The following is a 24428-nucleotide window of genomic DNA, read 5'->3' as shown; positions in this document are numbered from 1 at the left end:
GCCCAACGCGCCGCGCCACGCGCCGCCGCCACGACGACCACCGAATCCGACCGCCATGTTCTCCATCATCATCCCGACCTGGAACAACCTGCCGTACCTCAAGCTCGTCGTCGACAGCCTGCGCCGCCATTCCGCGTACGACCACCAGATCATCGTGCACGTGAACGACGGCTCGGACGGCACGCTCGACTGGGTGCGCAGCGAAGGCATCGAGCACACGTCGTCGCCGGCCAACATCGGTATCTGCCATGCGGTGAACCTCGCCGCCGCGCGCGCGAGCCGCGACTACGTCGTCTACATGAACGACGACATGTACTGCTGCCCCGGCTGGGACGCGGCGCTCGTGCGACGCATCGAGCAGATGCCGACCGACCTGTTCATGCTGTCCGGCACGATGGTCGAGCCGGTCGACACGCGCAACCCGTGCGTCGTCGTCAGCAATTTCGGCCGCGACGCCGACCAGTTCGACGCGGCCGGCCTCGTCGCGGCCACGCCGAAGCTCGCGCGCGCGGACTGGCTCGGCTCGACGTGGCCGCCGACGCTCGTGCACCGCGACTGGTGGAACCGCATCGGCGGCTACAGCAGCGAGCTGTCGCCCGGGATGAGCAGCGACAACGACTTCTCGATGAAATTCTGGGACGCCGGCTGCCGGATCTTCCTCGGTGTCGGCGACAGCCTCGTCTATCACTTCCAGCAGAAGAGCACCGGCAAGATCGTCAAGAACGACGGCCGCCGCCAGTTCCTGAACAAATGGGGCATGACGCAGGCGACGTTCGACCGCTACTACCTGCATCGCGGCGAACCGGCCGGCGCGCGGATCGCCCTCGACACGCCGGCCGTCGAAGGCCGGCTCAAGCGCGCGCTGCTGCGCTCGCGGATCAAGCGCGCCTTCAGCTGATCCGGCCCCGGAAACCGCGCGGAAACGCGCGCCGCTTCGCGTATACTGCGCGCTTCGTCCCGCGCGGTGCCGCCGGGGCGCGCGGCGCGCAGCACGGTGCCCGCATGCCGCATTCGTCCATTCGACAGGTTCCGATGCTTTCGTTTTCCGCTCCCGCCACGCGGCGCCTCACCGCCGCTCGCGCCTTCGCCGTCATCGCGCTCTGCATGGTGCCCGTGTCGACCGCGCTGACCAACGTGTTCTGCGGGCTGTTCGCGGCCGCGCTGGTGATTTCCCCCGAATTCTGGCGCGACCTGCGCTCGTTCGTCACCGAACCGGCGTCGCTCGCGGCGCTCCTGATCCTCGCGGCGCTGGCCGTGAGCGTCACCTATACGGTCGCGCCGCACCCGAAGGCGTGGAACTGGGTCGCCAAGTACGACAAGCTGCTGTTGCTGCCGTTTGCCGCACTCGCGTTCCGCCATTCGAACTGGGCGCCGATCGTGCGGCGCGCGTGGTTCGGCACGCTGTGCGCGATCCTGCTGCTGTCGACCACCAACTATCTCGGCCTGACGTCGATCGGGCCCGCGCATTCGACCGAGCTGCCGCTGTCGCGCGCGTGGGTGTTCAAGAACCACATCGCGGCCGGCATGTTCGGCGCGCTGCTGTTCTACCAGGCGGCCGACCTCGCGCTGTCGGCCCGCACCGCGCTGTCGCGCGCCGCGTACGCCGGCGTGGCCGCGTGGTCGCTGATCAACGTGTTCGTGATGCTGCAGGGGCGCACCGGGCAGGTCATCGCGCTGCTGCTGATCCTCGTCGTCGCGGTGCGCTTCGTGCTGCTGCTGCGCCGCCAGTCGGCGCTGCGCGCGGGGCTCGCGGCCGGCGCGCTGGTGCTGGCCGGCGTCGCGCTGGTCGCCGCCGCGTGCACGGTGCACAACGGCCGGCTGTTGAAGGTGGCATCGGAAGTGCAGCAGTACCGGCAGACCGATGCGATCACGTCGACCGGGCTGCGTCTCGAGTGGTACAAGAAGGGGCTCGAGCTGTATCGGCAGCGCCCGGTGATCGGCTACGGCGCAGGCGGGCTCGAGTCGGAGTTCCAGAAGCTCGCGGCGGGCAAGACGGCCGCCGAAGGCCAGCTCACGTCGAATCCGCACAACGAATACCTGCTGATGGCCGTGCAGCTCGGCACGCTCGGCGTGCTGCTGTTCGTGAACCTGATCGTGCAGATCGCGCGCGGCAGCCGCGCGCTCGATCCGCGCTCGCGGCAGTTGCTGCTCGCATGGCTCGCGATCTTCACGATCGGCAGTCTCGCGAACTCGCTGCTGCTCGATTTCGCCGAAGGACACCTGCTCGTGCTGCTCGCCGGCATCCTGATCGGCTGCGGCGTGCACGGCGAGACGCTGCCGCGCGAGACGTCGGCGATCCGGCGCAGCGCTTGATGGATTGGCCGCGCAGCGCTGAAAGGCGGCAGGCGGCCTGCTGGACGCGTGGCCGCCTGCGGTCGTAGCGGTCTTCTTGGCGGCGTACGCGGGCGTTTGTCAGGCGAGCGGGCCGCTGCGTTACGACGCGGGGCGGCGGCGCGTTCGACCTTTCAAATTGCGTGAATGATGGCGCTTGCCGGTTAGGCCGCGACGTGTCGACGATCGCGTCCGGCGCGCCCGGCGGGTCGAGCCCGCGCACCTCGGCGGCCGCCGCTTTCAGGCCCGCGTACAGAGATTGACGAGAAAGTGACAGCCTTCGCCGGTCAGGCCGAGCGCGTGCGGCGCAGCCGCGACGTATCGACGACCGCGTCGGGCGCGCCCGGCGGCTTCAGCCCGAGCATCTCGGCGGCCGCCGCCTTCACGCGCTGCGTACCGAGATTGACGAGACAGTCGCTGCGGCTGTCCACATGGCGCTCGCAGCCTTCGTGCCGGCACGGCACGCAATCGCCCTCCCCCTGCAGCAGCCACACGTTGCCGTGCCGCGCGGAGCCGCGCAGTTCCCACGGATTGTCGGTCGGCGGCCAGTGCTGCGGCCACGGGCCCCAGCGCACCGGGTCGGACGGGCCGAACAGCGCGATCGTGTCGGTGCCGGTCGCGGCCGCGACGTGCGTCGCGCCGGTATCCGGCCCGATGAACAGCCGCGCGCGCCGCACCAGCTCCGCGCTTTCGCCGAACGTCAGGCGGCCGACCAGATTGAGCACGTCGCCGCCCGCCTCGGCCGCGACCTGCTCCGCGTACTCGCGCTCGCGATCGGCCGGGCCGCCCGACAGCGCCACCGCGAATCCTTGCGCGCGCAGCCATTCGATCATTTCGACCCAGCCTTCGAGCCGCCACTGCTTGTAGCGGAACATCGGGTACGGATGCAGCACGACGAGCGGCTTGCCGTCGCGAATTGCCGGCGATTCCGCGAGCCACGTGTCGAAGCGCGCGCGACGCGCGGGATCGTCGCCGATGCCCGGCGCGACGACTTCCGATACCGGCTCGATACCGATCACCGGCGCAAGCGCGAGCGTGCTGACGACCGTGTGCGCGGATTCGTGGTGATTGATCGCGATTCCGTTCAGCATCATCCGCGTGAGCCACGTGACGCGATTCGGATCGACGAGGCCGACGCGCTTGCGGCCGGCGAACCAGCTATAGAAGCGCGGCCGGTCCGAACTCAGCGCCGCGCAGGCGAGATCGTAGCGGCGCCACATCGACAGCGCATCGCGCAGCCGCTCGCGGAACCCCGCGCGCTGCGCGACGACGATCACGCGCCGCACGTCGGGGTTGTGCTCCAGCACGCCCTCGGTGCCGCGAAACACCAGCATGTCGATCTGCGCGTCGGGCCAGCGCGCCTTCAGCGAACGCACGAGCGGCGTCGTCAGCAGCACGTCGCCGATGCGGCGCGGTGCGGCGACGAGGATGGTTCTGGGCGGGCGGGCGGAAGAAAACAGGGCCACGGCAATCGGTCCGTCTAGCTGGCTGAACAAGGCTCGCAATGTACAGGATTTTGCGGCGGCCGGCGTGACGCTGGGCCGCGCGTGCGCAGCGGGGGCGCGACGGCGTTGGGTGGGTCGGCGGGGGTCGCCGGTACAGGCCGGCGCGACGACGCAGCATGCATGGCCTGGCACCGCCTCCGGTGCCGGGCCGTCGCGTTGCCGACGTTGCCGGCCTCGCTCGGGCTACGAAGCGATCGCGCCGAGCGCAGCGGCGGCGGTCGCGGCGGCCCCCGTGGCCGCCAGCGGCATCGCGCCGCGCATGTCGTCGGATTGCCCGACCGGCGCCAGCAGATGAAGCACCGCGCGCTCCAGCGCGTCGACGCCGATCGAGTCGACCGTCGCGCCGGCCCGCAGGATCACGTGCGGCACGCCGAGCGGATGCCAGCGCAGGTATTTCTCGGGACGGTCCTCGAACAGTGCGGCAACCGGCACACCGAGCGCCGACGCGAGATGCACGGGCGCGCTGTCGGCCGACACGATCGCGTCGAGCAGGCTCGCGGCAGCCATCAGTTCGGCAACCGACGACGGCGCGACGTGCCGTGCGTTCACGTCCCGCCATGCGTCGCCGGCGGCGTCGGCCGCGGCCGGCACGGCGGGATCGCGGAACACGATCACGTCGGCAACGGGTGCGAGCCGCCGCGCGAGCTCGCTCCATCGGTCGGCAGGCCAGCGCCGCTCGGCTGCCTTGTTCGATACGAACAGCCCGACGCGCGGCCTCGTGCGCGGCCCGAGGAGCCGATGCCACGTGTGCTGCAATGCACGATCGGGGTGAGCGGACAGCGCGAGGCCGTCGAGATCGGTGCGCCCCAGCTCGGGCACGAGGCGGAATCCCGACAGCGCCTCGTGGCAGATCGGCCGCGTTGCGACATGCTCGGGCTTGCGATCGTCGAATTCGGAATCGGCATCGTGCCAGCGGCAATCCTTGACGCCGAGCTGGCGCGCGAACCGGATGCTGCTGCGATGCATGCCGCCGTTCGGCACGACCACGAGGTCGAACCGCAGGCCGCGCAGCCGGCGCACGAGCCGCATGCGGTCGAACAACGCGCGCATCCGGCCGGGGCGGTCGTTGCGCTCGCACTGACGGCTGTACACGTACGTATGGACCGCGTGCACGTCCGGGTTGCCGGCCAGCGCGGCCGCATTGTAGCGGTTCGCGACCACGTGCAGCTCCGCACCGGGCCAGCGCTGTTTCAGCGCAGCGAGAAAACCGGTCGTGCACAGCATGTCGCCCAGAAAATCAATCCGGATCACGAGGATCCGCCCCGTCGGTTTCCCGTTGGCCATTGTTGTGGTGTCACTGTCGTTGTTATCGTCGCGCACCGCGCCGGCATCGTGGTGCCCTGCTGCGTGCCGGCCTCGTCGCGCGGTCGCTGGCGGCGCCGCGTCGCATCGCGCGCCGCACGGAACCGTCCCCGTTTTCACGCGAGCGAGGCCGCCGCCGGCCGGCGGATGAACCGCGGCCAGCGCAGCATCCGCATCGCGCGCGACGGATTGTATAGCGTCCGGATGACGGCCCCAAGCACCGCCGCAACGAACACGGCCCGCCGCACCGCACGATGGCGATGCGACGGGCCGCGCGGGCGACAACCGTTCGTCGGGGACGGTCAATACGCGATTTCGACGGTGCTGCCGTCGAACGTCGCACGCAGTTCCGCGAGCAGCGTGTCGCTCGGCTTCACCCGCCACGCGTCGCCGAGCCGCATCTCGCCCTGCGCGCGCGCGTTGCTGTAATGGACCTGGACCGCGAGCCCGTTCGGCAGCGGCGGCTGCGGGCGACGGCCGCCGTCGCGTCCGCCGCCGCGCGGCGCGGGCGCCTCGAATGCCGGTGCGGGCGCCGGATCGTCCTTCGACACGTGCGGCTCGAGCACGCGGCGCAGCGCCGCCGCATCGGCATTGCCGTTCATCGTGAGCCGCACCGCCTGCGCGTAGCGACTGCGCGCGCGTTCGAGATCCATCACCGTGTCGGCCGTGAAGCGGATACCGCCGGTGAACGCGTCGTTGCGCGCCTGCCCCTGCACGATCAGCAGTTCGTCTTCCTTGAACAGCGCCTTGTTCGCCTCGAACTGTTCGTTGAAGATCGTGATCTCGCACTGACCGGACCCGTCGTCGAGCAGCGCGATCAGCATCTTGCCGCGCTGGGTCATCTGCGTGCGCAGCGACGCGATGATGCCCGCGACGAGCTTGTCGCGGCCTTCCTTCAGGTCGCCGAGCTTCTGCCGCACGAACCGGCGCACTTCGTCGCGATAGGCGTCGAACAGGTGGCCCGACAGGTAGAAGCCGAGCGCGCCCTTCTCTTCCTGCAGACGGCGCTTGTCGTCCCACGCGGGCTCGTCGACGAGCGTATGCGCGTGCGGCGACTCGGCGCCCATGTCGAACAGGCCGGCCTGCATCGCGTTCGCGGCGGCCTGCTCGGCCGCTTCCATCGCGAGCGGCACCGATGCGAGCATCTGCGCGCGGTTCGCATTCAGCGAATCGAACGCGCCGGCGCGGATCAGCGCCTCGACCGTGCGGCGGTTGACGACGCGCCGGTCGATCCGCTCGCAGAAGTCGAACAGGTCGCTGAACGGCTTTTCCTCGCGCGCGCGCAGGATTTCCTCGATCGCGTTCTGGCCGCTGCCCTTCACCGCGCCAAGGCCGTAGCGGATCGTGCGCGAGCGCTTGCCGTCGGGTTCCGCGACCGGCTCGAACCGGTAGTGCGACTGGTTGATGTCCGGCGGCAGCACGACGAGGTTGTTCACGACGCAGTCGTCGAACAGGATCTTCACCTTGTCGGTGTCGTCCATCGCGAGCGTCATGTTGGCCGCCATGAATTCGGCCGGATGGTGCGCCTTCAGCCATGCGGTGTAGTACGCGAGCAGCGCGTAGGCCGCCGCGTGCGACTTGTTGAAGCCGTAGCCCGCGAACTTCTCCATCAGGTCGAAGATCTCGTCGGACTTCTCGCGCGTGAGGCCGTTCTTCGCCGCACCCTCGGCGAAGATCTCGCGGTGCTTGACCATCTCCTCGGGCTTCTTCTTGCCCATCGCGCGGCGCAGCAAGTCGGCGCCGCCGAGCGAGTAGCCGCCGATGATCTGCGCCATCTGCATCACCTGCTCCTGATAGACCATGATGCCGTAGGTCTCTTTCAGGACGGGTTCGACGCGCGGATCCGGATAGTCGACCTTCTCGCGCCCGTGCTTGCGTGCGCAGAAGCTCGGGATCAGGTCCATCGGCCCCGGTCGGTACAACGACACGAGCGCGATGATGTCCTCGAAGCGGTCGGGCTGCGCGTCCTTCAGCATGCCCTGCATCCCGCGGCTTTCCAGCTGGAACACGGCGACCGTGTTCGCCTTCTTCAGGATCTGGAACGACGCCGGATCGTCGAGCGGCACCTGCGCGAGCGACCAGTCGGCCTTCGTCGGATCGAGACGGCGGATGTAGCGCTCGGCCCAGTCGAGGATCGTCAGCGTCGTGAGACCCAGAAAGTCGAACTTCACGAGGCCGACGGCTTCGACGTCGTCCTTGTCGTACTGGCTGACGACGCCGCCCTCGTCGCCCTGCGTATACAGTGGGCAGAAATCGGTCAGCTTGCCGGGCGCGATCAGCACGCCGCCCGCGTGCATCCCGACGTTGCGCGTCAGGCCTTCGACGCGCTGCGCGAGGTCGAGCAGCTGGTGTACTTCATCCTCGTTGTCGTAGCGCTCCTGCAGCTGCGGCTCTTCCTTCATCGCGTCGGCGATCGTCACGTGCTTGCCCGGCTTGAACGGGATCAGCTTCGCGACGCCGTCGGTGAACATGTAGCCGAGATCGAGCACGCGGCCGATGTCGCGCACGGCCGCCTTCGCGGCCATCGTGCCGAACGTGGCGATCTGCGACACGGCGTCCGCGCCGTATTTTTCCTTCACGTACTGGATCACGCGATCGCGGCCGTGCTGGCAGAAGTCGATGTCGAAGTCGGGCATCGACACGCGTTCCGGATTCAGGAATCGCTCGAACAGCAGGTTGTAGCGCAGCGGGTCGAGATCGGTAATGCCGAGCGCGTACGCGACCAGCGAACCGGCACCCGAGCCGCGGCCAGGGCCGACCGGGACGCCGTTGTTCTTCGCCCAGTTGATGAAGTCGGCGACGATCAGGAAGTAGCCGGGAAAGCCCATCTTCGTGATGGTCCCGCACTCGAACTCGAGCCGCTTGTAGTACGTGTCGCGCTGCGCGTCGCGCTCCGCGGCGTCCGGGTACAGCTGCTCGAGGCGCTTCTCGAGCCCCTCCTTCGACAGCTGCACCAGGTAGTCGTCGAGCGACATGCCGTCCGGCGTCGGGAACAGCGGCAGCTTCGGCTTGCCGAGCTCGAGCTTCAGGTTGCAGCGCTTCGCGATCTCGACCGTGTTCGCGACCGCCGACGGCAGGTCGGCGAACAGCGCAACCATCTCGTCCTGCGTGCGGAAGTACTGATCGGTCGTGAAACGCTTCTGGCGCCGCGGGTTCGCGAGGATGTCGCCCTCCGAGATGCACACGCGCGCTTCGTGCGCGGTGAAATCGTCGTCGGTCATGAACTGCGTCGGATGCGTCGCGACGACCGGCAGCTTCAGCGACGCGGCGAGCGTCGCGGCCTGCTGGATGTACGCCTCGGCGCCCGGTTGGCCGTAACGCTGCAGCTCGATGTAGAAGCCGCCCGGGAACACCTTCGACCAGCGCTCGGCATGTCGGCGCGCGGCTTCCTCGTTGCCCGCGGCGAGCGCGAGCCCGATGTCGCCCTGCTGCGCGCCCGACAGCGCGAGCAGCCCCTGCGACAGCTCGCCGTCGAGCCAGCTCGCGTCGAGCTCGGCACGGCCGCGGTACTGGTTCGTGAGCCACGCCTTCGACAGCAGCTCGCACAGGTTCAGGTAGCCGACCTTGTCCTTCACCAGCAGCAGCAGCCGCGACGGTTTGTCGCGATCGTCCGGATTGGCGATCCAGACGTCGCAGCCGGCGATCGGCTTGATGCCCTTGCCGCGGGCTTCCTGGTAGAAACGGACGAGGCCGAACGCGTTGCCGAGATCGGTGAGGGCGAGCGCGCCCTGACCGTCCGCGGCCGCCGCCTTGACGATGTCGTCGAGACGCACGATGCCGTCGGCAATCGAGAATTCGGAGTGAACGCGAAGATGGACGAAGCGGGGATCTGACATGGGCGTTATTGTAGCCGCGTCGCCGCGCAGGCTGCCCAAAAAATCCCCGCACCGGCCGTTCGGCCGATGCACGGAACGCCGGCCGAACGGCCAGGTGCCGGCGCACGGCCAGTTTGCGGGATAATACGGGTTTTCGAATCATCGCCCCGGCTTCGCACCCTTATTTGCGGGGCCGCCGTGCGCCCCGCCGCACGGCCGCGGCCGTTTCCCGTCGGACCATCATGACCATCGTCAACCTCGCCGCCTACCACTTCGTGTCGCTCGATGCGACCGAGCAATGGCGCCCGCTCGTCACCGCCCGCTGCAACGAACTCGGCCTGCGCGGCACGATCCTGCTCGCGCCGGAAGGCATCAATCTGTTCGTCGCCGGCTCGCGCGAAGCGACCGACGCGTTCATCGACTACATCCGCCACGATCCGCTGTTCGAAGGCAAGTTCGCGACACTGCAGTTCAAGGAAAGCCTGTCCGATTCGCAGCCGTTCCGCCGGATGCTCGTGCGCCTGAAGCGCGAGATCATCACGATGAAGAAGCCGGCGATCAAGCCCGAGCTCGGCCGCGCGCCGTCGGTCGACGCGCGCACGCTGAAGGCGTGGCTCGACCGCGGCCACGACGATGCCGGCCGCCCGGTCGTGATGCTCGACACGCGCAATGCGTTCGAAGTGGACGTCGGCACGTTCGACGACGCGCTCGACTACCGGATCGACAAGTTCAGCGAGTTCCCGGAAGTGATCGACGCGAACCGCGCCGATCTCGAGGGCAAGACGGTCGTGTCGTTCTGCACCGGCGGGATCCGCTGCGAGAAGGCGGCGATCCACATGAAGGAAATCGGCATCGAGAACGTGTACCAGCTCGAAGGCGGGATCCTGAAGTACTTCGAAGAAGTCGGCGGCGCGCACTATCACGGCGACTGCTTCGTGTTCGACTACCGCACCGCGCTGAACCCGCAACTGCAGCCGACCGAGAACGTCACGTGCTTCGCGTGCCGCGCGGTCGTCACGCCGCAAGCGCAGCAATCGCCGAGCTACGTGCCCGGCCGGTCGTGCCCGGCCTGCGCGCCGGCAGCCAGCGCCGCATAAGCGCGCGTTCCTCCGCGCCCACCCGCGCCCCGATGAACGGCTACCGCGGCCGCTTCGCGCCGTCGCCCACCGGCCCGCTGCATTTCGGCTCGCTGGTCGGTGCGCTCGCGAGCTGGCTCGATGCGCGCGCGCACGGCGGTGCGTGGCTCGTGCGCATCGAGGACATCGACGGCCCGCGCACGGTGCCCGGCGCCGCCGACGACATCCTCGCGACGCTCGCGCATTTCGGCATGACGCCCGACGAGCCGCCCGTATGGCAGAGCACGCGCGATGCCGACTACGCGGCCGCGCTCGAGCGGCTCGTCGCCGCCGGGCGCGTGTACCCGTGCGGCTGCACACGGAAGGAAATCGCCGATTCGCTGCGCGCAGCGCACGAGCGCCACACGACGCTCGCGTATCCGGGCACCTGCCGCACGGGCCTGCACGGCAAGCCCGCGCGCGCGTGGCGGCTGCGCGTGCCGGACGGCGACGCCGCGATCGTCACGTTCGACGACCGCTGGCAGCACACGCAGTCGCAGAACCTCGCGACGGAAGTCGGCGATTTCGTGCTGAAGCGCGCGGACGGCCAATGGGCGTATCAGCTCGCGGTCGTCGTCGACGATGCCGACGCCGGCATCACGCACGTCGTGCGCGGCGCCGACCTGCTCGATTCGACCGCACGCCAGATCTATCTGCAGCGCTGTCTCGGCGTGCCGACGCCCGCATACCTGCACGTGCCCGTCGTCGTCGATGCGAACGGCGAAAAGCTCAGCAAGCAGACGGGCGCGCTCGCGCTCGAACGCGACGATCCGCTGCCGGCGCTGCGGGCCGCGGCCGCACATCTCGGTCTCGCGGCCGATGGCGACATATCGGGCAATACGATGGGCGCGTTCCAAGCGGCCGCGACCGCAGCGTGGGCGCGCCGCTTCGGGCCGCAGGCCCCTTGAACCGCTGAATCGCGCGCAGGACGTCCGGCACGTGCCGGCGGCCTCCGTGCCCCCGAGCCCGCCCGCGTCGCATCCGCTCGCCTGCAAGCGCGACGGCAGCCTGGGCGACCCGCCTGCCGACGACACGACACGGTGGTGTTCCAGGCCACATCCTCGCCGCATGTGGCGCAGCAGCCCGCCGCACGCATCGGCCCGGAATTCGCCCCGCCCAACGAAAAACGGGCACATGCTCATCGCATGCACCCGTTTCCCTGTTTCAGCGGCAGCGCTCGCGCGCCGCATCGACCGCTCGTGAACCGGCCGCTTACGCCGACGGCTTGCGCGGCATCCCGAATCCGCCGAGCAGCGCGGCGACCTGGCGCTTCGGCCCCTTCTTCTCGGGCTGCTGCGCGGACTTCGTGTCGTCCGGCTGCTGCGCCGACGCCGACGGCTCGTACGGCTTCAGGAAGAAATCGTCGACCGGCGCCTCGTGGCGACGGTGATGGCCGCGCTCGGATCCGCCCGCACGGCGTCCCGCCGCACCGCGATGCTCTTCGCGATCGCGACGGCCGCCGCGTTCTCCACGCTCACCGCGCTCGCCGCGTTCGCTGCCGCGCTCGTCATGACGATGGCGCGCCGGCTTGTCGAGCGCGAGCGTCTGCACGTCGAGCGGACGCTTGATCAGCTTTTCGATATCGGCGAGCTGCTTGCGCTCGTTCGGGCTGCACAGCGACAGCGCATCGCCCGTCGCGCCCGCGCGGCCGGTACGGCCGATCCGGTGCACGTAGTCTTCCGCGTTGAACGGCAGGTCGAAGTTGATCACGGCCGGCAGCTCGGCGATGTCGAGACCGCGCGCGGCCACGTCGGTCGCGACCAGCGCCTCGATCTCGCCGCGCTTGAATGCGTCGAGCGCCTGCATCCGCTCGATCTGCGACTTGTCGCCGTGGATCGCCGATGCGACCACGCCGTCGCGCTCGAGGTTGCGCGCGAGCCGGCTCGCGCCGATCTTGCTGTTGCAGAACACGATCACCTGCTTGAGCCCGCGATCGCGCAGCAACTGCACGACGGCCGCCTGCTTGTCGCCTTCGGCGACGTCGTAGACGATCTGCGTGACGTTCGCGTTGGTCGAGTTGCTGCGCGCGACCTCGATCGTCTGCGGGTTGCGCAGGTAGGTCGACGCGAGCTTCTTGATTTCCGGCGAGAACGTGGCCGAGAACAGCAGCGTCTGGCGTTCCTTCGGCAGCAGGTTCAGGATGCGCTGCAGGTCGGGCAGGAAGCCCATGTCGAGCATCCGGTCGGCTTCGTCGAGCACGAGGATCTGGACCTGCCCGAGGTTCGCCGTCTTTTGCTGCACGTGATCGAGCAGCCGGCCCGGCGTCGCGATCAGGATCTCGACGCCGCGGCGCAGTTCGGCCATTTGCGGGTTCATGTCGACGCCGCCGAACACCACCGCGCTGCGCAGCGGCGTGTGCTTCGCATACGCGTGCACGTTCGCGGCGACCTGGTCGGCGAGTTCGCGGGTCGGCGTGAGGATCAGCGCGCGCACCGGGTGGCGCGCGGGCGACGCGCTCGTGTTGGCCTGCGGCAGCAGCCGCTGGATGATCGGCAGCGAGAAGCTCGCAGTCTTGCCGGTGCCCGTTTGCGCGGCGCCCATGACGTCGCGGCCGGCGAGCACGACCGGAATGGCCTGCGCCTGGATCGGCGTCGGCGTCGTATAGCCCTGCTCCGCAATGGCTTTCAGGATATCGGCGGCAAGGCCGAATTGATCGAAGGTTGCGTCGACTGGCTTGGCGACAGAATCGGACATGGTGGCGTTTCGCTCAAAAGGCGCGGCGGGGACATCGTGCGTCAGGCCGGCCGGGCCTGCGCTCAGCACATTTCGGAAGTAGACGGAGCCGCGGCGCGCCGCGCGGCGCCGCTCTGGCGCTTGGGACCCGGTTCCGTTCGAACCTCGGGCGCCACTGGCCGTGCGGACTCCGTTCGGCGCGAATGCCGGCGGAAAGGGCCGTATTGTAGCACTGCGCGGCCATCTGTCCGTGACAACGCCGTGAATGGCCACCGCGGCGGTTCGCGGCCGACTCAGGCAGGCCGAGGGCGGACGATGGGCTTTGTGCTATCGGGCTATCCCGAGCGGCCGTGATTGCGTTTCGGGGTCGAATCGCGCCGAGCTTCGCTGCCGAGCTTCGCTGCCGAGCTTCGCTGCCGAGCTTCGCTGCCGAGCTTCGCTGCCGAGCTTCGCTGCCGAGCTTCGCTGCCGAGCTTCGCCGCCGAGCTTCGCCGCCGAGCTTCGCCGCCGAGCTTCGCCGCCGAGCTTCGCCGCCGAGCTTCGCCGCCGAGCTTCGCCGCCGAGCTTCGCCGCCGAGCTTCGCCGCCGAGCTTCACCGCTCCGGCCTCGCCGCCCAGCTTCACCGGTCACTTCCAACGACCGGCTTTACGCAGAAGTCCCGATCCCGGCCGCCCCCTGGCTGCCTGCACCGTGCCCGGCGAGCGATCCACACGCGTCCCATACCCGATCGCACCGATGACGCTCACCCCTTCTTCTTTTTCTTCTTCTCGATCTGCACGCAGTCGCCGAGCAGCGGCGCGGCGTTCTGATCCGCGATCTCGTCGCGCAGCGTGCCTTCCTTGCCCTTCGTCCACCACGTATAGCGTCCGGCCTGGTAGCGAACGCCCGACGCCGATACGGTATCGACGAACAGCATCTGCTGCCCGTTGACCGGCACCAGCGCGAAGCTCTGCCCGTTGCCCGCGCGCCAGTACGACACGCGCACCGGCTGCTTCTGGTTCGCGCACTGGTAGGCGGTCTGCTGACGCGAATCGGCGTCGATTTCCTCGACGGTCAGTTGCGCGGCATGCGCGACGGAAACGGCGGCGCCGGCGAGCGCGAGCGCGGCGAAGGTGTGGCGAATCATGCAGGTCCTCTCACGAGACGGGTGGAAGCGCGCCGTTGCGAGGCGCGCGGTTATCGTGGTTCATGCTTGGCGGCGCGCCGGTCACGGATCGATGACGTCGGCACACGCGTCGGTCGGCGCGGCCGCCACGTGGCCGACGAGCGGCACGATCTTCAGTCCGGCCGACGCGACCCGGCACGGCGCAGCCGCGAGCCCGCATCCCGCGAGACTCGCAACCAGCGCAAGCGCCACGCCCAGCTTGCCGAAACGCCCGATCCGCCGCCATGTCGATGTCATCGCTGCCGCCTCCGGTCAGCGTGCCGACACGGGCCGCACGGCCGCCGCGGCGCGCTTCGCGCGTTCGCGGGCTTCGTCGACGGTCGCGCCGGTCGCGAGCGCGACGCCCATGCGCCGCTTCGCGAAGCTTTCCGGTTTGCCGAACAGGCGCAGGTCGGCGCCCGGCACCGCGAGCGCGTCGCGCACGCCCTCGAACGCGATGCCGCGCTCGTCGAGGCCGCCGTAGATCACCGCCGACGCAGCCGGCGAACCGAGCGCCGGATCGACCGGCAGCCCGAGAATCGCGCGCGCATGCAGTTCGAACTCCGACTGGCGCTGCGACGCGAGCGTGACGAGGCCCGTATCGTGCGGCCGCGGGCTCACCTCGGAGAACCACACGTCGTCGCCGCGCACGAACAGCTCGACGCCGAACATCCCGCGCCCGCCGAGCGCCTCGGTCACCTTGTGCGCGATCTCGCGCGACTTTTCCAGCGCAGCCGCGCTCATCGGCTGCGGCTGCCACGATTCGACGTAGTCGCCCGCCACCTGCACGTGACCGACCGGCTCGCAGAAGTACGTGCGCGTCTCCCGCGTGGCCGGGTCGATCGCACGCACGGTCAGCTGCGTGATCTCGTATTCGAAATCGATGAAGCCCTCGACGATCACGCGGCCGTGGTTCACGCGGCCGCCCGCCATCGCGTAGTCCCACGCAGGCTTCACGTCGGCCTCGGTCCGCACGACCGACTGCCCCTTGCCCGACGACGACATCACCGGCTTCACGACGCACGGCATGCCGATCTTCGCGACCGCCGCGCTGAACGCGTCGAACGACTCCGCGAACGCGTACGGCGACGTCGCGAGCCCAAGCTCCTCGGCCGCGAGCCGGCGGATGCCTTCGCGGTTCATCGTCAGCTGCGTCGCGCGGGCGGTCGGGATCACCTCGGCCAGGCCGGCCGCTTCGATCGCCGCGAGCGCGTCGGTCGCGATCGCCTCGATCTCCGGCACGATCAGGTGCGGACGCTCGGCCTCGACGACCGCGCGCAGCGCGGCGGCGTCGGTCATGTCGATCACGTGCGCGCGATGCGCGACCTGGTGGCCCGGCGCGTCCGGATAGCGGTCGACCGCGACGACTTCGACGCCGAGCCGCTGCAGCGCGATGATGACTTCCTTGCCGAGTTCGCCGGCGCCGAGCAGCATGACGCGCGTCGCCGAAGGTGAAAGCGGCGTACCGAGCCGCTGACCGATCTGCATGTGATTTCCCGCTGGTTCTGTTTCTGTTGGAGGACGAAAACGGCTTCGATGTTAACACGCGCACCGCGGCCGGTTCGGGCGGTTTCGTCGCGCCGGCGGCGTGCCGCGCGAGGGCCGCGGGCACGCCGCGAACGTTTTCACGCGTGAAGTGTCGGCTCGCCTCGCGCGGGGCGGGTGCGTTACTCTTACGCCTTGATCAGAATCCGATGAGGAACGAGGCTCATGTCCCACCTGTCCGCGGCCGCACGCGCACGCACCGGCCTGCTTCGCCCGTTGCGCGCGCCGCTTAGCGCGTTGACGCTTGCCACGCTTCTCGCCGCCTGCGCGATGCCGACCCATCCCGACTCCGCCGCCCCCGCGCCCGACCCGTACAACCCCGCCGCCGTCCAGCTGCTCGACGACACGAGCTGGGAGCTCACGAGCTGGCTGAACGCAGACGGCACGCCGCGCACGATTCCGCACGGCGACAACGGCGAGCCGATCAAGCTCGCGCTGTCGACCGAATCGGGCATCCGGCGCGCGAGCGGCTTTTCCGGCTGCAACCGCTACATGGGCACCTACGCGATCAAGAACGGCCTGCTGAGCTTCGGCCCGCTCGCCGGCACGCGCATGGCGTGCCCGAACGCGCTCGGCGGCCAGCTCGAACGCGCGTACCTCGATGCGCTCGCACACATCCAGAAGACCGGCGTGCAGATGCGCGAGCCGCAGCAGTTGCAGATCGTGACCGAAGCCGGCGCGACGCTGACCTTCACGCGCCGGAGCCCCTGATGCAGCGCGCGGGCGGGGGCCGACCGGCCGCCTTCGCCGCGCACCGATCGCGGACGCACGCGTCCCGCGGCCCGAACGCGCATCGCAGCGTTCATGCGGCCCGGGAGCGTTGTCGGTCCCGTTCGCCGGCCGGTTAAACTCGGCGGGTCGCGCACCGCGCTCCCCGCCCTCTTCCTGTTTCATCAAAGCATGCACACGGTTGTCTTCGGCTGCTTCGGCATCTCCGCCGTCTGGTTCCTCCTTCTCATCTGGCGTCTCGTTCAGGCGATGCTGCCCGGCGGCGGCGGGCTCGCCGGCCGCGGCTCGATTCGCCTGTGGCTCGGCTTCGCGGCCGTGTTCGTCGCGAGCTGCGCGCTGACGAGCCCGTTGTCGGGCCCCGACACGAACGCGCTCGGCCACGCGTTCTCGAACGGCTTCGCGCATCTGCTCGGCCCGATCGGCACGCCGGTCGCGATGGTCGTGCTGTTTTTCGCGGGCCTGCCGTGGCTGACCGGCATCGGCTGGCGCCAGTTCGCCGTGTGGGTCGACACGTCGTTCGGCGTGAAACTCGCGCGCGACGTCGGCGACGACGACGTGCGCGGCGTCGCGGACCTGCCGCGCAGCGCGCTGCACCGCGACGACGACATCGTGCAGCCGACCACCGCGCATACCGTGAACTCGATGGCGCCGCGGCAGAACGGCCGGTATTCGCGCCCGACACTGTGGAAACCCGATCCGCAGGCGCGCCCGAAGCCGCGCAGCAAGGCGGCGCCGCGTCCGCTCGCCGAACCGGTCGCGCCGTCGGGCTGGCTGAAGCCGACGTCCGGCAACCGCATGCCGGTGCCGCCCGCGCCGGGCGCGACGAGCGCGATGCCGCCGCCGACGACCGGCAGCACCGCGAGCCTCGCGCGCGCCGCCGCGAACGCGCAGACGCCGCGCCCGAGTCCGGCTCCGCTTCCGGCCGGGTTCGAGCCCGTCCGGCCGCAACCGACCGCCGCCCGACCGGCCGCCGCCGCAGCGAAGCAGCCGGCCGCGCCGCGCGCCGCGGTCACGCCGCGCCCGCTCGCCGCAACGCCGGCGCGCACGCCGGCCCGGCCGGTCACGAGCGCCGCCGCCGCCCAGTCGCAGGACGCGGCACGACGCCGCCCCGCACCGCCGGCCCCCGCTCGGCCACCGCTCTATGCGTGGGTGCAACAACCCGCCGAACCGATCACGCCGGCACCGAGCGTGCACGACACGCTGCGCTCGATCGAAGCGAGTACCGCGCAGTGGGCCGCACTGGACGGTGCGCGGCCGACGGACGGCAAGCAAACAGCCGCTGCGACCATGGCCGGCGCGATGGCGGCAGCAGGCAGCGTGGCCGCGTCGGCGTCGACGGCGATGCCGGCCGCGGTCGTTCCCGGTGCGGCGCCGGTCGCCCCGCGCGATGCGGGCAGTCATCGGGACACGCACGAAGCTGCGTCGCGCGGGTACGACGACGAACCGATCGTGCTGGACGCGTTCATGCCGGCCGAGCCGACCGTGCGCGCGCCGCTCTTCGATACCGGCACGACGGCGTTCGGCGACGCTGCGCGGCACGCGGCGCCGGATCCCGGCGTCGAAGCCGATGTGCCGAAGGATCATGCAAACGCCGCTGCAACGGCTGCGCCGGCATTCGACACCGCGCTCGATCTTGCACCGTGGGAAGACGTCGTCAGCCAGCCGATTGCCGACTCCGATGCGTCGCACGAACATCCGACGGGTGCGTCGCTGTCCGAGTTGAGTGAGTCGCCGACCGCTCGCGCTGCTGCCGAACCTCCTGCGATCGCCATCGCGTCAGCGGCAAGCGACCCGGGTCCCACCGCCGATGCAAAGGAAGCGGCAACGATCGCCGGTATCGTCGGCAAGCTCGAATCGCAACCGGCTCAGCCAACCGGTACCTTCGCATCGGCCGGCACGCTGGGACGCGCGGACGAAATCGCGAGCGGCATGAAACCCGTCGAGCCGGTCGAGCCGTCCGCTCCCCTCCCCGCTTCGTCGCCGATCGCGACGCCGGCGCGTCCGCTTGCCGATGCGATGCCCGTCGCTGCAGTCACGACCGCAGCGCTGGCCTCGTCGAACCCTGCACCGGCCGACGCGCTGGCTGGAACCGCCTGGAGCGCAGCACCGAAGCACGCCGGCGACACCGCAGCGCTGCCGGAAGACGTGCAACGCGCGATGGCAAGCGCAGCGGCGACGGCGCCTGCCACGGCCATCTCCGAGACCGCAGAACCTGCTTCTGTAGTGAAGACGACCGAACCGGCGCCGTGGTCGAAGCCGTGGTCCGCCGAACCGTTCGCTGCTGCGCAAACGGCGTCCGCAACTGGCGCGTTGTCGCAGCTCGGCAGCGCGCCGGCTTCCGCTGCGTCGGCAACGGCGAACACGTCGACGACCACACCCGCCACCGCGATGCCTTCGATTGCCGGCATGACGAATGTGGCCGACCGTTCGCTGTCGCACCCGCGCACGTCGGCAACGTCGGCCACGTCGGCACCGTCCGCTGCGTCGGGGGCATCGGCCGCGCCGACTTCCACGGCACCGACTTCCGCGCCGACCGCCGCCGCAGGCGCTTCCAGCCCGATTACGATGCAGTTTCACGCATCGGCTCCGTCCACGGCCGCGGCGGCGACGTCCGTGCAGCCAGGCAGCGCATTCACCGCAACATCGCGTGCCCCGGTCACGTCTTCGGCTGCACCGTCGAACCGCGCACCTGACGCGTCGGCGATCGGTACGCCGGCCATGTCGACCGGAGCAGCGCAGACGGCAACCGGTACCGCGCCCGCAACTGCCGGGGCCCCGGCAGCACCGTCTTTCAACGCGCTCGCATCGACGAACACGACCGGAACCGCGTCGCCCACCGCCTTCGGCACGACGCCGGCCGCGGCCACCGGCGCCGTTGCGTCGACGCCCGGATCGAGCGGGTCGACCGCATCGCCGGCACCCGCGGCGTCCCCCACCCCGCCGATGTCGACGTTGCCGCCCGTGTCGACGCTGTCGACCTCGTTCGGCGCTGTCACCCCCGCAGCGTCGATCGCGCCCATGCCCGCGACGCAGGTTCAGTCCTTCGCCGCGCCGCAGGCGCCCGCTGCTTCGCTCGCAAGCTGGTCCACGCCTGCCGCCGGCGCACCGCCCGTTCAAGCTGCCACCGCCCTGCCGCCCACCGGGCCCGCGCCGCTCGCGCCCGCCATGCTGGCGCCGGCAGCCGAGCCCGCGGCTGCCGCCGAACCGGCCGTGCCCACCGCCGACGCAGCCGACGCAGCCGCCGCCCCCGCGCGCCAGCCGCGTCCGAACGCGTTCGAATTCCACGCGCCGGCGTCGTTCAACGTCGAACTGCCGACGCTCGACCTGCTCGAGCCCGCGTCCGACGACGTCGAAACGATCACCGACGAGCATCTCGCGCAGACGGCCCAGGTGATCGAACAGCGGCTGCAGGAATTCAAGGTGCCGGTGACGGTCGTCGGCGCATCGGCGGGCCCGGTGATCACGCGCTTCGAGATCGAACCGGCGCTCGGTGTGCGCGGCAGCCAGATCGTCGGCCTGATGAAGGACCTGTCGCGCGGCCTCGGCCTCACGTCGATCCGCGTCGTCGAGACGATTCCCGGCAAGACCTGCATGGGCCTCGAATTGCCGAACGCGAAACGCCAGATGATCCGGCTGTCGGAAATTCTCGAGTCGCGGCAGTACCAGCACTCGGCATCGCAGCTGACGATCGCGATGGGCAAGGACATCACCGGCCATCCGGTCGTCACCGATCTCGCCAAGGCGCCGCACATGCTGGTCGCCGGCACGACGGGCTCGGGCAAGTCGGTCGCGATCAACGCGATGATCCTGTCGCTGCTGTACAAGGCGACGCCGGAAGACGTGCGGCTGATCATGATCGACCCGAAGATGCTCGAACTGTCGGTCTACGAAGGGATCCCGCACCTGCTCGCGCCGGTCGTCACCGACATGAAGCTCGCGGCGAACGCGCTGAACTGGTGCGTCGGCGAAATGGAAAAGCGCTACCGGCTGATGTCGGCCGTCGGCGTGCGCAATCTCGCGGGCTTCAACCAGAAGATCCGCGACGCGGAGGCGAAGGAAAAGAAGATCGGCAACCCGTTCTCGCTGACGCCCGACGATCCCGAGCCGCTGTCGAAGCTGCCGCTGATCGTCGTCGTGATCGACGAGCTGGCCGACCTGATGATGGTCGCCGGCAAGAAGATCGAGGAGCTGATCGCCCGTCTCGCGCAGAAGGCGCGCGCGGCCGGCATCCACCTGATCCTCGCGACGCAGCGTCCGTCCGTCGACGTGATCACCGGTCTGATCAAGGCGAACATCCCGACGCGTGTCGCGTTCCAGGTGTCGTCGAAGATCGACTCGCGCACGATCCTCGACCAGATGGGCGCCGAATCGCTGCTCGGCCAGGGCGACATGCTGTTCCTGCCGCCGGGCACCGGCTACCCGCAGCGCGTGCACGGCGCGTTCGTCGCCGACGAGGAAGTGCACCGGATCGTCGAATACCTGAAGCAGTTCGGCGAGCCGCAGTACGAGGACGGGATTCTCGACGGGCCGGCCGCCGACGGCGCGACGCAGGACCTGTTCGGTGATGCGCCGGATGCGGAAGCCGATCCGCTGTACGACGAAGCGGTCGCGTTCGTCGTGCGCACGCGGCGCGCGTCGATCTCGTCGGTGCAGCGCCAGCTGCGCATCGGCTACAACCGCGCCGCGCGCCTGGTCGAGCAGATGGAAGCGGCGGGCCTCGTGTCGCCGATGGGCATCAACGGCAGCCGCGAGGTGCTCGTGCCGGCCGCGGCCGACTGAGCAGCGCGACCGTCGGCATCGATACGGGTGCGCCGCGCAAGCGGCCGTCCGAAAGACGAAGGGCGCTGCATCGGCAGCGCCCTTCTTGCATCGGCCGGCAATCGACCGCGTTTTACTGCGCGACCGGCACCAGCTTGAAATCCACCGGGCTGCCGACCGCCACCTTCTGCGGATTCGCGGCGAGCTGTCCCGTTTCGACATCGCGGCTGAACACGTAGAACGTGTCGCTGTCCTGGTTGCCGACAATCAGCCACTTGCCGGTCGGATCGATCAGGAATTCGCGCGGCGTCTTGCCGAGGCTCGACTGGCGGCCCACCGTCTTCAGCCGGCCGTCGGCCTTGTTCACCGCATAGATCACGATGTCGTTGACGTCGCCGCGGTTGCTCGCGTACAGGAAGCGGCCGTCCGGCGACAGGTGGATCGCGCCGCCGCCGACCTTGCCCTTGAAGCCGGGCACCGTCATCGGCACCGTCTCGACCGGCGTCAGCTTGCCGTCGTGATAGCCGAACACCTCGACCGATGCGTTGAGCTCGCTCGTCACGTACGCGAACCGGCCGTCGGCGCTGAACACCATGTGGCGCGGGCCCGAGCCGGCCTTCACCGGCGTGTAGCGCGTGTCGGTCGGGCTGATCAGCCCGCGGCTGCCGTCGACCGTGTAGCGGTAGCCGTAGATCTTGTCGGTGCCGAGGTCCTGCACGAACAGATACCGGCCATCCGGCGAAAACACGGTCGAATGTACGTGCGCGCCGTCCTGGCGCCCCTTCACGGGCCCCGTGCCTTCGTGATGCACGGTCAGCACGGCCGGGCCGACGGCGCCGCCGTCGCCGATCGGGAACACCGCGAAGCTGCCGCCCGGATCGGCGGCGACCGAGTAGTTGGCCGTGACGAGGTACTTGCCGTCCGGCGACAGCGCGAGATAGCAGGGGTCATTCCCTTCCGACGACACGCGGTCGATGAACGTGAGCGCGCCCGTCTTCGCGTCGAAGCCGAACGCGCTGATGCCGCCGCGCTGCGTGGCCGGCCCGTTGTCGCCGGGCAGTTCGTTGACCGCGTAGACGGTGCGACCGTCGCGGCTCGGCAACAGATAGGACGGATTCACCGTCTTCGCCGACGACACGGGCGCGACGCTGCCCGTTTTCGTATCGAAGCGGTACACGTAGATCCCGTCGCTGCCGTGCCCCGTATAGGTGCCGACGAGCAGGTTGTAGACGCCGTCGGCCGGTGCCGGCGATTGTTGCGCGAACGCATGGTTCGCGGACAGGGAAAGGACGATCGCGAAACCTTTCATCCAGTGAGCGAGCCTAAGCGGGAACCCACGTGTCGCAGCGCGCGCGTCATGCTCGCGTAAACGGTCGGGCATTGAATCCTCCTTGCATCGAGTCGCTTCAAGTGTTGAGATAGGACGAAACGCCGGCCGTTCATGCGCTCCGCCGCCCGGCCGAGTATACGGGGCGCGACACCGGCACGTGAAGCCCGGGCGCCGCAGCCTGCATTGTGAACTCGAATAACCCAAGGACCGCTTGCCCATGCCCGCCTTGATTGAAGACTACGCCCTCGTCGGCGACGGCCACACGGCCGCGCTGGTTTCAAAAGATGGCTCCGTCGACTGGCTGTGCTGGCCCCGCTTCGATTCGGGCGCCTGTTTCGCGGCGCTCGTCGGCACGCCCGAGCACGGCCGCTGGCTGCTCGCGCCGGCCGCCGACGCCGCGATCACGCATACGACCCGCCGCTATCGCGGCGACACGCTGATTCTCGAAACCGACTACGAAAGCGCCGACGGCGCCGTCACCGTGATCGATTTCATGCCGCCCGGCAACGGCTGGTCGGAATTCGTGCGGATCGTCGTCGGCCGGCACGGCACGATGAAGATGCGCATGGAACTCGTGTTGCGCTTCGACTACGGTTTCTCGATTCCGTGGGTCACGCAGCTGTCGCGTGAAAACGGGATGAAAGCAATCGCCGGTCCCGATACGGTCGTGCTGCGCACGCCCGTGCCGCTCACGGGCAAGAATCTGCACACGCTCGCCGAATTCACCGTGAACGCCGACGAACGCGTGCCGTTCTCGCTCGGCTACGCGGCGTCGCACCTGCGGCTGCCGCCCGCGCGCGATCCGCTGTCGATGCTCGCACGCACGGAGAACTACTGGCTCGAATGGTCGGGGCGCTGCCAGGTGCAGGGCCGCTACGCGGCGGCCGTGCGCCGCTCGCTGATCACGCTGAAGGCGCTCGCATACGAACCGACCGGCGGAATCGTCGCCGCGCCGACCACGTCGCTGCCCGAGAAGATCGGCGGCAACCGGAACTGGGACTACCGCTACTGCTGGCTGCGCGACGCGACGATCACGCTGCTCGCGCTGATGCGCGGCGGCTACTACGACGAGGCGCGCGCATGGCGCACGTGGCTCGGCCGCGTGATGGCCGGCTCGCCCGAGCAGATCCAGATCATGTACGGGATCGCGGGCGAGCGCCGCCTGCCGGAAATGGAGCTCGACTGGCTGCCCGGCTATCAGGATTCGAAGCCGGTGCGCATCGGCAACGGCGCCGCGAACCAGCTGCAGCTCGACGTGTTCGGCGAGGTGATGGCCGCGCTGCACCTCGCGCGCGTGGGCGGCCTGCAGGCCGACGACACCGTATGGTCCGTGCAGTGCTCGCTGCTCGACCATCTCGAGAAGATCTGGCAGGAACCCGACGAGGGGATCTGGGAGACGCGCGGCGGGCGCCGCCATTTCACGTTCTCGAAAGTGATGGCGTGGGTCGCGTTCGATCGCGCGATCAAGTCGGCGGAGATGTTCCGGCTGCCCGGCTCGCTCGACCGCTGGCGCGCGCTGCGCGACCGGATCCACGCGGACGTCTGCGACAACGCGTGGCACGAAGGCAAACAGGCGTTCGCGCAAAGCTACGGCAGCGACGAGCTCGACGCGAGCGTGCTGCTGATGCCGCTGCTCGGCTTCCTGCCGCCGGAAGATCCGCGGATCGTGGGCACGGTCGACGCGATCGAACGGGAATTGCTGCACGACGGGCTCGTGATGCGCTACCGCACGACCGAGTACGACGACGGCCTGCCGCCCGGCGAAGGCACGTTTCTCGCATGCAGCTTCTGGCTGGTCGACAACTACGCGCTGCTCGGCCGGATCGACGACGCGCACCGGCTGTTCAGCCGCCTGCTCGCGTTGTCGAACGATCTCGGGCTGCTCGCCGAGGAATACGATCCGGTGGACGGTCGGCTCGTCGGCAATTTCCCGCAGGCGTTCTCGCACGTGGCGCTCGTGCATACCGCGATGAACCTGATGCACCACGAAGAGGCAATGGCGCGCGCAGCCGGCCAGCCTGCGCCAGCGGTAGCGACGGGGCGCTGACGGGGTGCTCGCCGGGCGCTCGCCGGCCGGCTGGGCAGCTTCTTCAGAGAACGTCAATTCGCAAAAGTTTGATGAAAAATCGGGGAAATGTTGCATTGCAACACCCATCGTTGTCCGATATGATCGACTCGATT

At 69.5% G+C, this 24428-nt stretch carries 15 protein-coding genes; 7 read left to right on the top strand and 8 right to left on the bottom strand.

Translation table 11 applies throughout. From position 1 onward, the window contains the following. The first annotated feature begins 55 nt into the window (after positions 1-55). Positions 56-898, top strand: a complete 843-nt coding sequence (locus Q3A80_RS13210) for a glycosyltransferase family 2 protein (RefSeq protein WP_446329427.1) — start codon at positions 56-58, stop codon at positions 896-898. Positions 899-1032: 134 nt separating this feature from the next. Next, on the top strand, positions 1033-2313 hold the full coding sequence (locus tag Q3A80_RS13205) for an O-antigen ligase family protein (protein WP_446329426.1): 1281 nt from the start codon (positions 1033-1035) through the stop codon (positions 2311-2313). A gap of 305 nt (positions 2314-2618) precedes the next feature. Here the strand turns inward: Q3A80_RS13205 and Q3A80_RS13200 are convergent, their stop codons facing one another. The 3 genes from Q3A80_RS13200 to dnaE form a co-directional block, all read right to left on the bottom strand. Beyond that, on the bottom strand, positions 2619-3797 hold the full coding sequence (locus Q3A80_RS13200; RefSeq protein WP_446329425.1) for a glycosyltransferase family 9 protein: 1179 nt from the start codon (positions 3795-3797) through the stop codon (positions 2619-2621). 222 nt (positions 3798-4019) lie between these two features. Next, positions 4020-5120 (bottom strand): glycosyltransferase family 9 protein, encoded by a 1101-nt coding sequence (locus Q3A80_RS13195; RefSeq protein ID WP_446329424.1) that lies wholly within the window; start codon positions 5118-5120, stop codon positions 4020-4022. 320 nt (positions 5121-5440) lie between these two features. Further along, a complete protein-coding gene (gene dnaE, locus Q3A80_RS13190) occupies positions 5441-8974 on the bottom strand; it encodes a DNA polymerase III subunit alpha (RefSeq protein ID WP_446329423.1) in 3534 nt (1177 codons plus the stop codon). A 221-nt stretch (positions 8975-9195) separates the two neighbouring features. On the opposite strand from dnaE, the gene Q3A80_RS13185 reads away from it, so the two are divergent. Both Q3A80_RS13185 and gluQRS read left to right on the top strand, forming a co-directional pair. Then, the gene (locus Q3A80_RS13185) at positions 9196-10050 is read left to right on the top strand and encodes a sulfurtransferase (protein WP_446329422.1); all 855 of its coding nucleotides are present in this window, start codon (positions 9196-9198) and stop codon (positions 10048-10050) included. Between the two features lie 32 nt (positions 10051-10082). Further along, positions 10083-10976 carry a tRNA glutamyl-Q(34) synthetase GluQRS gene (gene gluQRS / locus Q3A80_RS13180; protein ID WP_446329421.1) on the top strand — a complete coding sequence of 298 codons (894 nt, stop codon included), beginning with the start codon at positions 10083-10085 and terminating at the stop codon, positions 10974-10976. A gap of 304 nt (positions 10977-11280) precedes the next feature. Here gluQRS and Q3A80_RS13175 read toward each other — a convergent pair whose 3' ends face one another. The 4 genes from Q3A80_RS13175 to purT all read right to left on the bottom strand — a co-directional run bounded on the left by Q3A80_RS13175 (position 11281) and on the right by purT (position 15373). Beyond that, a complete protein-coding gene (locus tag Q3A80_RS13175) occupies positions 11281-12828 on the bottom strand; it encodes a DEAD/DEAH box helicase (protein WP_446329506.1) in 1548 nt (515 codons plus the stop codon). Between the two features lie 655 nt (positions 12829-13483). Next, the gene (locus tag Q3A80_RS13170) at positions 13484-13867 is read right to left on the bottom strand and encodes an MliC family protein (RefSeq protein ID WP_446329420.1); all 384 of its coding nucleotides are present in this window, start codon (positions 13865-13867) and stop codon (positions 13484-13486) included. A gap of 81 nt (positions 13868-13948) precedes the next feature. Next, entirely contained in the window at positions 13949-14143 is a 195-nt protein-coding gene (locus tag Q3A80_RS13165) for a DUF6726 family protein (protein ID WP_446329419.1), read from the bottom strand. A gap of 15 nt (positions 14144-14158) precedes the next feature. Beyond that, positions 14159-15373 (bottom strand): formate-dependent phosphoribosylglycinamide formyltransferase, encoded by a 1215-nt coding sequence (gene purT / locus Q3A80_RS13160; RefSeq protein ID WP_446329418.1) that lies wholly within the window; start codon positions 15371-15373, stop codon positions 14159-14161. Positions 15374-15595: 222 nt separating this feature from the next. Here purT and Q3A80_RS13155 point away from each other — a divergent pair, with 222 nt between their 5' ends. After that, positions 15596-16141 carry an META domain-containing protein gene (locus Q3A80_RS13155; RefSeq protein ID WP_446329417.1) on the top strand — a complete coding sequence of 182 codons (546 nt, stop codon included), beginning with the start codon at positions 15596-15598 and terminating at the stop codon, positions 16139-16141. Between the two features lie 189 nt (positions 16142-16330). After that, entirely contained in the window at positions 16331-20938 is a 4608-nt protein-coding gene (locus Q3A80_RS13150; protein WP_446329416.1) for a DNA translocase FtsK, read from the top strand. A 112-nt stretch (positions 20939-21050) separates the two neighbouring features. Here the strand turns inward: Q3A80_RS13150 and Q3A80_RS13145 are convergent, their stop codons facing one another. Further along, positions 21051-22298: a lactonase family protein gene (locus tag Q3A80_RS13145; protein WP_446329415.1), complete on the bottom strand. Its 1248-nt coding sequence runs from the start codon at positions 22296-22298 to the stop codon at positions 21051-21053. A 166-nt stretch (positions 22299-22464) separates the two neighbouring features. Between Q3A80_RS13145 and Q3A80_RS13140 the strand changes: the two genes are divergently transcribed. After that, the gene (locus tag Q3A80_RS13140; protein WP_446329414.1) at positions 22465-24294 is read left to right on the top strand and encodes a glycoside hydrolase family 15 protein; all 1830 of its coding nucleotides are present in this window, start codon (positions 22465-22467) and stop codon (positions 24292-24294) included. Positions 24295-24428: the final 134 nt, after the last annotated feature.

It is taken from the genome of Burkholderia sp. SR8 (assembly GCF_052851275.1).
The sequence above is the reverse complement of the archived record's forward strand: the minus strand, read 5'-3'. Positions and strand labels throughout refer to the sequence as shown.

Excerpts from the sequence above, each read along its gene's own strand:
- Q3A80_RS13210 (WP_446329427.1), top strand. The coding sequence starts at position 56 with ATGTTCTCCATCATCATCCCGACCTGGAACAACCTGCCGTACCTCAAG.
- Q3A80_RS13205 (WP_446329426.1), top strand. The coding sequence starts at position 1,033 with ATGCTTTCGTTTTCCGCTCCCGCCACGCGGCGCCTCACCGCCGCTCGC.
- Q3A80_RS13195 (WP_446329424.1), bottom strand. The coding sequence starts at position 5,120 with ATGGCCAACGGGAAACCGACGGGGCGGATCCTCGTGATCCGGATTGAT.
- dnaE (WP_446329423.1), bottom strand. The coding sequence starts at position 8,974 with ATGTCAGATCCCCGCTTCGTCCATCTTCGCGTTCACTCCGAATTCTCG.
- Q3A80_RS13185 (WP_446329422.1), top strand. The coding sequence starts at position 9,196 with ATGACCATCGTCAACCTCGCCGCCTACCACTTCGTGTCGCTCGATGCG.
- gluQRS (WP_446329421.1), top strand. The coding sequence starts at position 10,083 with ATGAACGGCTACCGCGGCCGCTTCGCGCCGTCGCCCACCGGCCCGCTG.
- Q3A80_RS13170 (WP_446329420.1), bottom strand. The coding sequence starts at position 13,867 with ATGATTCGCCACACCTTCGCCGCGCTCGCGCTCGCCGGCGCCGCCGTT.
- Q3A80_RS13165 (WP_446329419.1), bottom strand. The coding sequence starts at position 14,143 with ATGACATCGACATGGCGGCGGATCGGGCGTTTCGGCAAGCTGGGCGTG.
- purT (WP_446329418.1), bottom strand. The coding sequence starts at position 15,373 with ATGCAGATCGGTCAGCGGCTCGGTACGCCGCTTTCACCTTCGGCGACG.
- Q3A80_RS13155 (WP_446329417.1), top strand. The coding sequence starts at position 15,596 with ATGTCCCACCTGTCCGCGGCCGCACGCGCACGCACCGGCCTGCTTCGC.
- Q3A80_RS13150 (WP_446329416.1), top strand. The coding sequence starts at position 16,331 with ATGCACACGGTTGTCTTCGGCTGCTTCGGCATCTCCGCCGTCTGGTTC.
- Q3A80_RS13145 (WP_446329415.1), bottom strand. The coding sequence starts at position 22,298 with ATGCCCGACCGTTTACGCGAGCATGACGCGCGCGCTGCGACACGTGGG.
- Q3A80_RS13140 (WP_446329414.1), top strand. The coding sequence starts at position 22,465 with ATGCCCGCCTTGATTGAAGACTACGCCCTCGTCGGCGACGGCCACACG.